Here is a 14,746-nt window from a genome sequence, read left to right on the forward strand (position 1 = left end):
AAAAAACATAAAAATTTTGCAAACTTGTCAGATAAATTGGAGTGCATGGATGATGAGCTCCCTGCTTAACCAAATTTTAGAGGTAAATTAAGCTATACTTTTGATAGAAACTGCATTCAAAATAGACACTATGATTAGTAAAGAAGAGCAACTTAAAATAGATGAAGCCCAGGGTTTTATCACGGACATACGCCAGAATCTTTCCCAATGGCAACATGCTAAAATGCCTACCCCATACCGTGAAGCTCAAGCACAATTGTTTGAGGAAATTAATAAAGAAACCGGCAAGTTAGAAAATGATCTCAAGGAAGCGACGACATCGACACAGCGAGACACTGCTCATGAAGCGCTCAAAGAATTGCATCAGAATACCACGAAGGCACAATTACTGAGCCGAGCTGTGATTACCACATCGAACCTAAGTAAAGATGAAAAAATTGATCCTCAAGCAGTACTTAATACAGGTATTGATACCGTAAGAATTGGATGGAATTTGGCGACGGGTTTGGCTTTTGACAAATCAAAGCCTGTCACTGAAAAAATGATGGGTTTTGCCAAAGCGTGCATCAGTGGGGTTATGGGGATGTGTCAAGGCACGATCCAGGGATATAAGGAAGGAAAGGGATTTTTTGATACGGTCGCGAAAATGGTCGCTGGAAGTTTTCAGCAAGGCATGTCAGGATATAATAAATCACTCGCAACAAGTCTGTTGAACGAAAAAGATCGCGGCAGACAAATTATCTCAGATATTAAGGCAGAACATGACAAAGTAAAAGCTGAAAAGGATGATAACCCAATAAAACAAGCCCGCCTGCAGATAATAGAGGCTGAAGAAAAATATCTGGATGTTTTAAAGACGCAATTAGAAAAAAGTTCTGGCAAAGATTTATCAAACACAGTCCGCTCATTGGAATTATTACAGTTAAGTAATGCAGGCACATCGCTACAAAGTACCTGTTTGTCGTTCCTGCATAAGTCCGTGCTCGGAAAAGATAGAGATGTTGATCCGAAAGTTTTGACACAATTAGGAGAGGATACGCTCAAAGTTACGCAAAGTGTGAATCGTATATTAGATGATTCATCTCATAGTATGCCCTCAAAATTATGGACTATGACAAAGGCTTATGTGAGTGCCGCAAAAGTAGGAGTCGAATCATTCCTCAATGGGTTTCAGGGTAAAGGTTTAAAAGAACAAGCCGTAAATGCTTTAGTCAGTGGTTTTTCAGGGTTCATGGATAAATTTTCCAAAAATCTTGCAAAAAGTGCACCAAAATCAACTCAATTAGAAGCAGATGTATTAAGTTTGGGGAGCCCCAATTCCTCTTCCCTAATTACCGAAGTAGGGAAGAAAATTGAAGATAACCCACTTAGTGCACCAAAATCCTCAACTGAAAAAAGTGGACCAGATATCCAATTGGACACCATAAAACAAAATCCGTGATTTTTCTCTTTGGATATTCCTTAGGACTCATTCCAAACCTTCTGGAAATGATCTTCATACAAATTGAATTAAGGAACTACAGAACGCATAATTGGATTCTGCAACGAAATGAGTGTCTCTGTGGATTGAATTGCTTCAATATGTTGTATTTTATTGACTAATAACTGCTGAAGCATATCTATGGATTGACACATGACTTTAATAAAAATATTAAAATGATGTCCTATAGTGTAATAGGCTTCGATGACTTCTTCTAAATCTTCCAATTTTTTTAAAACTGATTGGTAGTCTTTTGCATGGTTTAGGGTAATACCAATAAAACAACACACATCATAACCTAATTGCTTGGGATTAACGTGTACATGTACCCCTTGGATAATACCTGCTTGTCGCATTTTCTCGACACGAACATGAATTGTAGCAGGACTTACTCCATAAGTTTTAGCAAGTTCTGCATAAGCAGTACGTGCATTCTTCATTAATGCATTCAGTATTTTTCTATCCAGATTATCGATCGGATAATTTTCTTGATGTTTCACTATGTAATATTAAACAATATTTAAAATTAACTTAATATTATTAAATATTAACTAACAACACAACCAATATTTTAAATTGATACTAAAAATGGCGTGAAAAAACCATATAATATCTACTCATTTATTTGGGGGGATGGTTATGAAACAATTTTTTATAGAAAAACAAAAGCAAATCACCCGGGTTAAGAATTATTTTTCTCAGCAACTGGAGCGCAAGTTTGGTTTAATTGAGGTGCAAGCACCTTTATTGACGTGTGTCGGCGATGGAGTACAAGATAATTTATCCGGAACAGAACAAGCGGTTTCTGTCAAAGTGAAAGCAATTCCAGAGCATACTTTTGAGGTAGTGCATTCATTAGCAAAATGGAAGAGGAAACTATTGGGGGAGTATTCTTTTCAAGCGGGTGAGGGTATTTATACCCATATGAGGGCTTTAAGACCTGACGAAGAAGTATTAAGCGCCACCCATTCGGTTTTTGTCGATCAATGGGATTGGGAGCAGGTAATTCATATACAAGATCGTAATTTGAGTTATTTGAAAAAAACGGTGATTGAATTGTATGATGCGATAAAAAGCACAGAAGAAATGGTCAGTGATCTTTATGGATTAAATCCGTTTTTACCCCAATACATACATTTTATTTACAGTGAAGAACTCCTCGCTTTATATCCGAACCTGACCCCTAAGGAAAGGGAGCGGGAAATTACCAAAAAATATGGTGCTGTTTTTTTAATTGGGATAGGCGGTACCTTATCTGACGGAAAACCCCATGATTTACGTGCACCCGACTATGATGATTGGAGTTCTGTGAATGAAGTCGGCTTAACGGGGTTAAACGGTGACATTTTGGTTTGGAACCCGATCATAGCCGATGTTTTTGAAATTTCTTCCATGGGCATTCGCGTTAACGAAGTTGTATTGAATTACCAGTTAATTCTTACGGGATGTCAACAACGCTTAAATTTAGATTGGCACCAAAAATTGATTTCTGGAGTATTACCCCAAACCATTGGGGGCGGCATAGGCCAATCTCGTTTGGTCATGCTTCTTCTACAAAAAAAACATATTGGACAGGTACAATGCGGGGTTTGGCCTGAATCTGTAGCATTTTGAAAATAACCAATAGCAAGCGTATTTTAAGATACTGTAGGACGCTTGCTGTTCATTGGACTATCTCAATTGAGAGATAAGACTTTGAAAACATTAATTGTGTCATAATTTTTCATCATGTAAACAACAAATTTAAATTAAGTACTAAAATTAGTTAATAGGATATTTTAGAAATCAAAATTATATGGATATAAATTACAAACTTGCAAAAAGCTCAATTATTTTAAAAGAATACGTCAACAGGTATGCTTATATAGGATTAACGATCTCTATAAGCAGTATTCTTATCGCCTCGCTCATAGTGTCTTATCAAATTACAGGCGTTATTAATTTAAATGGTTTTGTTAAGGCACAAACTACAAACCCTGCCATCTGGATACTTGATTTAAGTCCATTTTTATTTGCATATTGGGGACAATCGTTTTGTTATGGTTTAGTGAATACAGCGGAATCTTTTGTGGCAGATAAAACTGAAGCGCTTTTATATAGAAGCGGGGATCTCGAGTCGAAACTTAAATACGAAAGCGAACATGATTATTTTACCCAACTGCCGAATGCGCTCCTGTTTAATGAACAGATCAAACAGGCCATAAACAAGATTGAGGAAGCCAATGAACTGGGTGTCATTATCTTAAAATTAAATGATTTTAAAACCATTCACAATAATTTTGGTAATTTCAATTCCAACCATGTTTTAATCCAGTTCGTCAAACAATTGAAGGAAATGTTAACCCTTCCCTTTATGCTTCAATCCACTATGGGGATAAATACGATAGCTCGAATTGAAGGTGATGAGTTTGCTTTATTGTTGCCGCGGTTAAATGAAAATCTGAATCATACGACCTTATTAGAAAATATCATTGAAGCGACGACTCATAGCTTTATTGTGGATGGCATTCATGTCAACATTAGCACTACTGCAGGAGCAGCCATATATCCGCATTCTGGTGAAAATGCAATGGCATTAGTGAGCCATGCACGCACTGCCGTTTTTCATGCAAGAAAAAAAGGGGAACCTTTTGCCATTTATGATCCCGATATGGAAGAAGATTTTATATCCAATCGAATTGTGATGAGTTCATTAAAAAAAGCAATAGAAAACCAGGAAATGAAGATTTATTGTCAGTCCATTGTTGAGCTGTCTACTGGAAAGATCATTGGTGCCGAGGCAAAGGCTTACTTAGTTCATGATAAATATGGACTGATCAGTGCAGAACAATTTATTCCTCTTATTGAAGGTTCAGAATTAAGCCAGCAATTTACCTCATTTATGTTAATTAATGCCATCAAACAATTAACTGGTTGGCATCAAGATGGACATAAAATTTATATATCCGTGAATCTGTCTGTTCAAGATGCTATTGATAAAAAGACGACTGTCTTAGTAGAGGAGTTGCTGGTTGAAAATAAAATTTCGCCTGAGTATTTAACACTAGAATTCGATGAACGTGCCTGTTTGGCTGATTGGGAAAAATCCATTGAGGTTTTAAACCAATTAAATACCCTCGGTGTTAAGATATCCATCAATGATTTTTGCAGTGGAAATTCTTCTTTTATCTATTTAGTAAATTTTCCCATTCATGGGATAAAAATAAGTAAATCCCTGGTTTTGGACATGATTCAAGATAGTAATAAATCGAAAATTGTAGAAGCCATCATGAAGTTGTCTCAAATTTTTGATCTTGAGGTTTTGGCAGATGGTGTGGAAAATCAGGAAATAAGGGAGCAATTAACACAATACGGATGCAAGTATGGTCAAGGATCTTATTTCTCACGTCAAATGAGCCCTTATGAATTTAGCATTCTTTTGAATGAAATAAGATAACAAGCGCTTCCATCTAGAGCGTTTGTTCGCGTTTTAACAGTCTCCAAAACCTAGAGAACTCAACTATACTATTCCTTAATAATAATTAAATATTAATCATAATAGTCAATATAATCACAGGGAGAATATTCCATGTTAAAAAAAATCTTCATGATCTTGGTTGTAAGTAGCTTTACATCAAGTTCCTTTGCTTACTGGGGCTATCAAAAAAATTATACGGTATGTAAAGGAGGTAATTGTCACCATACCACTGTAAAAAAAGGCTGTGTCAATGGTCATTGCGGGAAAGTACGATATGGTACTACCTGGCATAGATAAAGCATTTTCTGTAGGTAATGAATAAGCAATCATTATCTATAAAAATTTTCTGATTGATAGCCCTTACTCTTTTGCTTCCTAACATAAGTGAGCATGGGTTTTGTGGTCTTATGATTGTGTCAACAAGACTATGAATTATGCCAACGCTTTCTCCTTACCTAAAAAATTCGACTCTTGCTAAAAAAATAAAAGAAATTTCAAAATGAAACATTTATGATGGAGCTGAGGTATGAACTTATTTGTTTATCATCAGCAAGAATCATTTTTATTCAACATCGCGATTAATATTAAGAAAATTTCTTAAGGAATGGCATAAAAAAGGAGCTTATCTATGTTTCAGGTCGATAATAGCGGTCATGGCAATTGCATGTATTATGCCTATAGCATCTCTTTAATGTACTTTTTGAGGACCCAAAGTAATCCCCTGCTTACCGACAATATCTTCAATAAGCTCAAACTGAGTGGAGAAGAGAAATATCGTTTACAAACTTTATTGTCTCAGGACAGCAATCAAGAATTTACACGCAGTGAAATTAAAAAAATAATTGAGCCGATTCTTGGAAGGGCAGCCAGGAGGTTAGCAGCGGAGCACACAAAAGTTGAGTTTAAAACATCCCCCCAAGATACCCCTTTATTTACAGCAGGTAAATATGGTTTGGAATTTTGCTTCCAACAATTTTTTAAGCAGAGTCGTTCAGGTCTGTCCAGGCTAATTGACCATGATTTTACTAACCGAAATTTTACTGAAGCAGAAGTATACAAAATGAGTGGTACGGATCGTGCCATGACAAACTATGCAAAACATAGGGTAAGCGATGTGATTAAGGAGTTTTATCGCCTGTGGGCCATTAAAGAAAAAGAATGGGAAAAAGAAAGTGGCGATCATACTGAAGACGAAGTTAGGTTTCAGCAAGAAATAATTTTAGATAATATTTTAAGAAGTGAAACCGTCAACTTTTTTTTAACAGAAAATGAAAATTATTTGAATTTATATATAGATCATTTGCGACGAGAATCTGTATGGGGTACAGAAGAAACGCTCTTTGTATTACACCGTGCAATACAAGGAGAACGGATGATACGAAATAGTAAGGGCACCATTGATACATTTTATGATAATGAAATTGTATTGCATCTCCATAGAAATGGCCGTAGTCCTTTTATGCAATTTGGCAGTCCAGTCATGATCTTAAATAATCAAAATAACATTCATTGGGTTTCAATGATACCGGATTCAATTTTTGTTAAGGCAAAATCGGTTGAGCAATCAAAAACAAGGTATCCTGTCGAAATTTCCTACTTTCTCCCTGAGAACAAACAAACAGGTCCAAAAATTGCTAAAACGTTAAGGCAAATGTATCTGAAAGGACTACAAGGGGATGAAAGATACTCTCCTGATCGTTGCAAAGAAATAGCCATGCAGTATCTTAATTACGTTGCAGATCATCAACGCCGTTTCCAACTTACAGACGTGAAGTATTTTATTGAAGACATTGAAAAACGGATTCAACATCAAAGAAAAATGAGTCAATTACCAGGGCCGGAATTAGTTCCAGAATTGGGGGAGGTTAATGAGTCTTGTGATAGCGAAATTCCCCTAGAATCTGTAGCAAAAGAATTTGAAAAAGAAAGTAAAGATAAAGAACGTGAAGAACTGGATCCTTCGACGCGTAGAGGACTCATGCCCCCTATCTTGCCCGAATACCCAATACCCTCTGGGGAGCAAAGAGAATCGATGATCAAGGCCAAAAAGTTTACTCATCCTTACAGTAGAGAGCAGAGGACTATCTTGTATGGGGCAATCTATGAGTGGGTGGACTCTTTGACTGAGAAATCATTTAAAAATTTAATTCGGGCTACATTGAAAAAGTATGAAGGAATGATATGGGGTAGCTTTTGGGGTGCTTCAAGGAGATCGGAAGTTGAAGGTTATCTAAGCAATCATTCTAATGCCAAAGTACTTGCGTTGATTTTTATGAAAGGGGTAGAGAGCTCCACCTTGAACGAATTATTGTTCACTAAGATCGTTGAAATTATAAAAAAAGAGATAAGCAACAATCCAGCTATGTTGGAGGAACAAAAGTATCAATTACTCGCTCAATTTGATGTGCAGCATTCACCTTTTTATGCTGCCAATCTTAAGTCTCATCAACATACGATTGATACCGCTCACCGCGAGTCATTGGAGCATCTGACTTTAACTTGAAAAATATTTTTAAAAAATTCATGAGCTCTTTATAGAGTCTCATGAAAACGCAATAAAATCATATAAAAGTATTATCTAAATAATCGAGTAAGTCTGGATAGTTTATCTGTAGGGGATTGGGGGGAAGAAGATGACGTGACTGAACTGGCTGGAGTGAAAATTCCGATCCGGCCTAAAGATTTAGGATCGGTCATTTTCTCAGTACTGTCAGTACTGTCTTCCATAAAACTGATATTTGCAGAGGGGGTGTCTAAAGTCGTTTTCATTTCTGCATGGGGGTAAATTTTAGCTTTTCCTCCCCCTTTCACTTGAAGTGTTATCCCAGACAATTGATTCTTATCTGCTAACTCAATCGCTTTGTCTACAAAATCACTATTTGCGGATTCTAATATGAGATAAACCTCTTTTCCGGAAAAAAACTGATTTAATGTGCCATCGAACAAGCAAGGAGTCGGTTCCTTTTTATTAGTACATAGGTTTAAATCTCCTATATAAGTCACTTTAATATATTCATTACCCGCGGGAAGATTATTAAAATGGCTTAATAACTCAAGAAGTTTCTCTTTAATGTCGCCGTAGGAAGGATTATCGGGAATGCTTCCATCTAATGATTTTAAATCTTTGAAACTTAATCCAGCTTTTTTAGCTAATTGAGCACAATTGGACTTAGATTGCAAATTCGCATGATAACTGGAAATGATAAGTTCTTGGTTCGGTGTGATTGTATAGTACATATATATTTTCGGCATAAAGAAGACTTCCTTAAAGCAAGAATCAATTAAATTTACGATAATCGCATTGATTTTAATATACTTGCTAAGTTTTTTTTAAACATGGACTATAGAGTACCATATTATTAGGTATTCCCTAGGCCTGAGATATGTTCTTTAACCGTATCTTGCTCAGCCAATTCATCTTTAGGGGATTCTATTGTGGTTTCCGGTAAGCTGCCACTCGGATTGGAAGAGGTTGGCGCGGATAAAGAGAACTCATTTTCCTTGGTTGTGGGTTTGGGGATTGATGGGGGGGCTGTTTGGAATTGTTCTAAAGTGGGAAGTTTTTCCATGTCCTCTTTACTTGGACGAAATGGTTCGGTAAATTCTTGGGGTTTTCCATCCTTCATCTGATAGAGTTTCCCTCCTTGGGAAAAGGCGAGAACTTTGTTGGTTTCCTTGTCTACCATGATAAAATTAGATCCGGATTCAGCCATTTTCTTGGCGAATTCAACAGCATCTTTATCTGATTTAAAAGGCATATGAATTTTGCCATTTTCTACTTTGGGATCATTATTTTTATACCATTCATCCTTTTTGAAAAATTCTTTATAAAAGGAGACCACTTTATCGACTTCAGGAGATTGAACTACGGTATCAGTAGGCTTAGAAGTCGTTGGATTACTTTTTTCATAATTTTCTTGTGAGGTTTTTATCGATCGTGAATGACCCTCGTGTATCGCTTGATACATGGCATAGGCTTCCTGACTGTTTTTGTCATTTGCTTTTTTGGCCTCTACTGCTTTATTGTAAGCTTCATCGTTTGCTTTATCATTCGCTTCTTTGATCTTTAAGTAATCCTCATAACTTATTTTTCCGTCTTTCACCTGTTGACTTGCATCGCGTGTTTTTTGGTTATTCTCATCACAAGTGTCGCGATATTGCTTAAAGGCTTCATCCGATTTGGCATTATTCGCATCATAGGTTTTAAGGTAAGATTGGTATGCTACCTGGCTTGCCGCCGCAAAATGTTTTTGTACGTCTTCATGATCCTTTAACTTGGGTGATTTACCCATAGATCGCAAGAGAGCGTCTTGGGCAAGATCAATCGCTTCTTGATATTTTTTTCTTTCTTTTTCATCAGTGATTAATTTTTCTACATCTGGATGCATAATTAGAAAATATTTAAAGGATATATATAAAAGTTATAGCAGAAAATAGAGCAAATATATAATTCATTCAGACTCTTTTAGATTTTGATGATGATTAGGGTAATGGTACTTTTGTACTCGGAGCAGCTGCTCCGAGAGTAAAGAATCTTATCTTTCAGAAACCTCTTTCCACCAATTTGTTTTAGTTTCCGTAGCCCAATGTTCATCACGCATACGAGCGACAAAAGCCTCAGCTTTTTCAGGGGAGGAAGATTTTTGATCGAGCTTGATGCACCAGTCCCATTCACCCGATGTAGACCACATGTTCTCAACGCCTTCCCACTTAGCCATGGCATTCATTTCAGACATTGATTTATTACTTTTAACAAAAATGACACTATTCCATGCATTCATTATTTACTATCCTTATAAATGTTTTCATAAAATGGCTTGAGTCTATTCAAGCATATTAAGAATAAAATAATTATTGAGTTCTTTCCAATGGATTCATAAATTTTGTTTTTTATCATTTTCGATGCTTTATCTGGTATCTGAGCACTCGGTAAAAAATGACTGTTTATCATAAATATCACTGTTCTTAACAATACCATAAGCTTTTTTTGGTATTCTAATGGTCATGTCATTTTTAAATTATTAAAGAATGTTTGATAAAACAAAAGCCCAAATTCTTGCAAGTTCTATAAATCACGATCAAGATACTGTAGCCCAACAATGGGCAAATACATTTATATTTAATTCTAAAGGGAATCAAGCTGTACCCATGGCACAGATGTTGCTCGCCTGTGTGGCTTGGGGGGACTTCAAAGTACGGCCCTATTTATCCAAATCACCGGAGTTAGGCGCCCCATCGGATCAGTTAAATATCGTAGATTATATCTCCCATGCCAGTCGGATTATTATCGATTATCAAGGGTTATCTGCATCAAATAAAGAAGAATTATTAAGTCTTTTTCCTGGGCGGGGCGACAAAATATTTGCGCGTTCAGCGACACACAACGCCTATCGCGCCCCAACCGGCAAAGTCATCGAAGGAAAAGGATTCTTATTGGGTGTTGTGGGGCAATTACCCTGGTTGATCAAAACACCACAAGATTTTGGAATCAATATAGCCATGGGTGGTGAAGGCCAACGTAATTATTACGGAAAAAAAATATCGGACAATGGTTACAGTGGCCATTTCTATTTTCATCGAAATGACCCCGAAAGCCTGCTCATGCTCGGCTTAGAGCAATCCGCACCGGCGGGATCTCCCCTGGAGCTTGTTTGGGGTGGGAAAAAATATGATGATGAAGAACAACAATATCACGATCAATTCGGGCAAGGACATTCATTAGTAGGTGCTTCAGATACTTACACTGCAGCAGGATCCTTATATTTTAGTGATCCCGTCTATCAAACAAAATTGATGTTGGAAAAAGGGGTTTTTCCTCCTGATAAATACGGAGCAATGCAGGTTAAAGTAAACGATGAGAATTGGCCTCTTATCAAAGAATTTTTTCTCAAATTGACAGAGGTGTCTAAAAATGAGCGTGAAAAAGAGCAGCTCATTCAATTACTAAAATCCAAACCATCTACTGCAAAAGCAACCAAGGACGAGTATCTTAGTTATATTGCACTGGATTTTGATGCTTATTTGAAACGTATTTATGAAGTATTTATTCAGGTGGAAGAATTAGATGTTGAAAGCCAGGGGAGGTTCTCTGTTTTACAAGCGAATCTACTGGCAACGATAAAATTATTGCAAAAAGGGAATATCAGTAGCTATGAACGGTTCAAATTGCAAATTAGAGATTTAATTTCACTTCCTGATACTCCAGCAGAGTACCGAAATGCAATACTACGGATTGCACAATTGTTTGAATTGCAAATCAAGATCGATCCCGAGCTTGAACGCACGAATCAGCAACTTTTATTAAAAACCCAATACGATGACTTACAGGAAGAAAGTAAAGCTGTTCTTGAAAAATTAACCGAGATCCAACTCTATTTTGAACGTAATCCTCCTGCTGAAGATCAGGTTGAATTAAAGCTGATTCTTCAAATTGTAGACAATCAAATTAGAATACTGAAAAATCCGCTCGGCCCTTTAGAAGAAGAAATTTTAGACATAAGTTCAAGCTGGGTCATGTGTGAGGTCCCTGACACCATTACTGTTGAATCCATTGATAAATTAAAAAGAACCATCGAGGAATCGAAGGACTTGTTACAGCAAAGTATTTTGACCTGTTCAAGAGATGTCTCTTTTTCTCAAGTATTGAAAGATTTAGATCACTATTTTCTACCTTTGTCTCAAGTCAATCTTCTTGATTACAAACAAATAAACATAAGTGATTTGGCAAAGCAGTTTAATGAATATATAGCGTCATTGGCAGAGCAAGCAGAAACGCTCAATCTCTGGGATCATCATCCCGAACAAACAGCGAATTTTTTTACTGCTTTTTCAGAAAAAAATAAGGAATTCGATTTCGGCTATGCCTTTATAGAGCAATACCGCGAAAGTACTATCCTAAAACGTTTATTATCCTTAGATCCTGAAACTACAGGAACCAATCGCATCAAACCTTATGAAGTTCCGGCTGCACGATATAGACACCAGTATCCAGAGAGTTACTGGAATAAGGTAATCATGCTTCTTACAGCAGGGTCAGATGTTATTTCATTGTTGAGAACTTTAAAACAACTGCAGTTAGCCGATGTCCCTTGGGAGGGAATGAGCGAAACAGCTATTTCCTTAAAGGAAGCTGTAACACGATTTAAAGAAGCGAAAGAAAGTGTAGAAAATCATATTGAAAGAGCACCAAAAGTACCGAAACAGTCATTTGAAAGTCCTTATTTTTATGCCATCAGTGACGAGTCCCTGCACCAAATGAGTGGGGCCCAACTTGCAACCATTTGTTTGGAAGAGTTAAATTCACCCAATCCCAGCATTTTGGTAAAACGAATTATTCAAAACCAGAAGTTATGGGAAACACTTGATGAATGCTTGAAGACTGGCGCAATTGAACTTGCAGTGCGCAAAGACAATATCGAAGAAAAAATTAAAACCCTTCGCCAAATTCGTCATTTTCATGAATTGATAGCAGCATTTAGAGAAAATAACCTTCTGATAAAAGGGGCGTTTTTAAGGGAGCTTCAGAGCCTGGTCAAAGATTGCACAGCTATTTTTGGTGCCGACGAAGCGCTTCGCGAGGTAGAAGAGGAATATGGAAAATTAAATGAATTTTTCACCCAATTACGAAATCTCCAGGGCAGCCAAAATAAATATGAAGCGCTTTTACAATTAGAACAACAGTATGAAAGGCTTACGGAAAAAGAGAAAACGGATTACAAATCCCAAATGCTTGATGCAGTACAAAGTGTTTATGAATTTTCTCTTTCACAATTACACCCATTACAAACCATTGATAATAAAATTGAAATTTTTAATATCTTAGCTAATGTGTATGCCAAATTATCTCCTACTGCTAAAGAGGAATACCAATTGGTGCAGGATGTAAAACAAAAAGAAAACGATCTGTTTAAAATCCATGTCCAATTAAAAAATGCCGGTTCAGTGAAAGAGAAGCGAGATGTATTTAATCAACCTTTATTTAATCAGGCATTACGTGATTTTGAAACTGTATCTCGTGATATTGCCTCTGAATCTGCTAAAAAGGTACATAAACAATTAGTACGTGCAGAATTAATCTATAATAGTCTTGAACAATCTGGAGTTATTAAACAAGATTCTCCGACAGATGAGATCGATATATTTCTTAATCAAGATCCCATGCTTAAGAAGACCCTTCAAAAGCAATTAATTGAAACAGTATTGCAAGATAAAATTTTTAGAGATGAAATTCTCAAAAAAGAGAAAGCTCATAGTTTCTCCCCTGTATTGATTCAAGATTTATTGACTATAAAGCAATTCCGGGATCAGAAAATAAAACTCAGCGAAGAGAAAAATTATGGTGAAGAATATAATCAATCGATAAATAATTTTTATCAACAAGCATTGGCAATCCGTTTATCAGAAAAACCAATAAAGCAACAGGTACAAGAGATATTAAACACCGCACATAAAGAATTTAAACAACGTGATGAGGGACTTCGTCTAATAGCCGATGTGGTCATGCTGGTGAGTTCGTTAGCGGGTGTAGGCCTTCTGGTCGGTGCAGGACGTCTTGCTTTAGGAAAAACTTTTTTCTTCAGCAGCTATATGAATGAAAAGAAAAATCAAGCACTGGGAAATACTTTGGTTGCGAATTATTTGAGTCCCTTAATAACTGATCGAGAGGCTGAATTAATAAATGATTGGCTTCAGTCTGATGAGGACGAGAATAAACCTTTATTCAGCGCTCCTGGTGCTTAAACCTGAGTAAATGGTTTAGTGGGGCCCGGTATCTCTTGCAGAGCATACCGGGTTCTAGAGTTAGCTAAAAATAGCAATTCACCGCCAGTGTCCCTGTCACGAATTCGGATGCGTGCGGTCCTGTAACTGAAAACCAAACTCCGCCAATAATACCTATATTTGAATTAATATTGTATTCCAGTGCAGGTGCCAATGAAACTTGGTTGTTGGCAGTTCCGCCCACTCCCGCAACAGTTCCTCCAGGAGTAAATCCTGGGTTGCCTACGAAATTACTTCCTGGACTATGTACAAAAAGCACTTCAAAAACCGGAACCCAATTTTGAGTTAATGTGTATTCAAAGGCCAAATCTGCAGAATAGCTATTTTCGAGTTTTACTTTTCCTTTAGTCCCCAAAGTACCGCCAAAGGCATTGACATTATGAACATTCACATCACTAAATTTTGCGCCAACCAAACTCAAACGCGTGCGCAAGTAATGTTCCTGAGAGAGCTGGATTAATTTTTGGAAGTTAAAACCCAGGTAAGTTTGATAAGCTCCTATACCTGTTTGATCAGTACCCAATTTATTAGGATCTAAGTTTTCGAATCGTCCTGTAGGGAAAACCTCTTGAAGGACGAGACGGAGATCAGGAATCCAGGAGTTCTCTTTTTGGCGTAGTACTTGAAAACCTAAAGCCATACTGTAATCCCCAATACCGTTTCCGCGCTGATCTTTGACCCAACTGTAATCGTAAGGCAAGGAGGCTTGTAAATCTAGAAAACTTAGAATACCTAGGCTTATAATCGGTGTGACTTCAAAATTTCGAAATCCATGGGGGTATCCGCTGTAAAAGAAATAAGGTTCAAAATTCATATGTCCTGCGGGTATTGTTTTTCCAGCGGGTGCAAGTAGAGGACCTGTGAACCATGGGCCTGCAAACGCAGCATTGGCAAAAAAAAGTAAAGAGAGAAATCTTAAACGCATGATGAAATTTATTCTTATGATGAGTTGGAAATAGAATTTAAAACTTTTTTCATATGAATGGAATCTATTTTTAAGCAGTTCTTCGATTTTTATATGAATTATTTTG

11 protein-coding genes are annotated in these 14,746 nt (G+C 36.8%); 6 read left to right on the forward strand and 5 right to left on the reverse strand.

What is annotated here, in order from left to right:
- The first annotated feature begins 130 nt into the window (after window positions 1-130).
- Complete coding sequence (locus BU07_RS0104345) at window positions 131-1,441, forward strand: hypothetical protein (protein ID WP_031563883.1); 1,311 nt, start codon at window positions 131-133, stop codon at window positions 1,439-1,441.
- Between the two features lie 68 nt (window positions 1,442-1,509).
- Here the strand turns inward: BU07_RS0104345 and asnC are convergent, their stop codons facing one another.
- On the reverse strand, window positions 1,510-1,980 hold the full coding sequence (asnC, locus tag BU07_RS0104350) for a transcriptional regulator AsnC (protein ID WP_031563884.1): 471 nt from the start codon (window positions 1,978-1,980) through the stop codon (window positions 1,510-1,512).
- A gap of 139 nt (window positions 1,981-2,119) precedes the next feature.
- Here asnC and asnA point away from each other — a divergent pair, with 139 nt between their 5' ends.
- The 4 genes from asnA (at window position 2,120) to BU07_RS17790 (ending at window position 7,440) form a co-directional block, all read left to right on the forward strand.
- On the forward strand, window positions 2,120-3,094 hold the full coding sequence (gene asnA / locus BU07_RS0104355; RefSeq protein ID WP_031563885.1) for an aspartate--ammonia ligase: 975 nt from the start codon (window positions 2,120-2,122) through the stop codon (window positions 3,092-3,094).
- A 181-nt stretch (window positions 3,095-3,275) separates the two neighbouring features.
- The gene (locus tag BU07_RS0104360) at window positions 3,276-4,916 is read left to right on the forward strand and encodes a putative bifunctional diguanylate cyclase/phosphodiesterase (protein ID WP_031563886.1); all 1,641 of its coding nucleotides are present in this window, start codon (window positions 3,276-3,278) and stop codon (window positions 4,914-4,916) included.
- A 132-nt stretch (window positions 4,917-5,048) separates the two neighbouring features.
- A complete protein-coding gene (locus BU07_RS17175; RefSeq protein WP_084157792.1) occupies window positions 5,049-5,234 on the forward strand; it encodes a hypothetical protein in 186 nt (61 codons plus the stop codon).
- A gap of 331 nt (window positions 5,235-5,565) precedes the next feature.
- Window positions 5,566-7,440 (forward strand): hypothetical protein, encoded by a 1,875-nt coding sequence (locus BU07_RS17790; protein WP_051635462.1) that lies wholly within the window; start codon window positions 5,566-5,568, stop codon window positions 7,438-7,440.
- 71 nt (window positions 7,441-7,511) lie between these two features.
- Here BU07_RS17790 and BU07_RS0104375 read toward each other — a convergent pair whose 3' ends face one another.
- From BU07_RS0104375 to BU07_RS0104385, 3 genes are all read right to left on the reverse strand, one after another.
- Entirely contained in the window at window positions 7,512-8,189 is a 678-nt protein-coding gene (locus BU07_RS0104375; RefSeq protein ID WP_031563888.1) for a hypothetical protein, read from the reverse strand.
- Window positions 8,190-8,296: 107 nt separating this feature from the next.
- On the reverse strand, window positions 8,297-9,325 hold the full coding sequence (locus BU07_RS0104380) for a hypothetical protein (protein WP_031563889.1): 1,029 nt from the start codon (window positions 9,323-9,325) through the stop codon (window positions 8,297-8,299).
- A gap of 147 nt (window positions 9,326-9,472) precedes the next feature.
- Window positions 9,473-9,718 carry a hypothetical protein gene (locus BU07_RS0104385; RefSeq protein WP_031563890.1) on the reverse strand — a complete coding sequence of 82 codons (246 nt, stop codon included), beginning with the start codon at window positions 9,716-9,718 and terminating at the stop codon, window positions 9,473-9,475.
- Window positions 9,719-9,965: 247 nt separating this feature from the next.
- Between BU07_RS0104385 and BU07_RS0104390 the strand changes: the two genes are divergently transcribed.
- Window positions 9,966-13,676 (forward strand): LepB GTPase-activating domain-containing protein, encoded by a 3,711-nt coding sequence (locus BU07_RS0104390; RefSeq protein ID WP_031563891.1) that lies wholly within the window; start codon window positions 9,966-9,968, stop codon window positions 13,674-13,676.
- 64 nt (window positions 13,677-13,740) lie between these two features.
- On the opposite strand, the gene BU07_RS0104395 is transcribed toward BU07_RS0104390, so the two are convergent.
- Window positions 13,741-14,640 (reverse strand): hypothetical protein, encoded by a 900-nt coding sequence (locus tag BU07_RS0104395; protein WP_031563892.1) that lies wholly within the window; start codon window positions 14,638-14,640, stop codon window positions 13,741-13,743.
- Window positions 14,641-14,746: the final 106 nt, after the last annotated feature.

This window comes from Legionella wadsworthii DSM 21896 = ATCC 33877, assembly GCF_000701265.1.
Lineage (GTDB): Bacteria > Pseudomonadota > Gammaproteobacteria > Legionellales > Legionellaceae > Legionella > Legionella wadsworthii.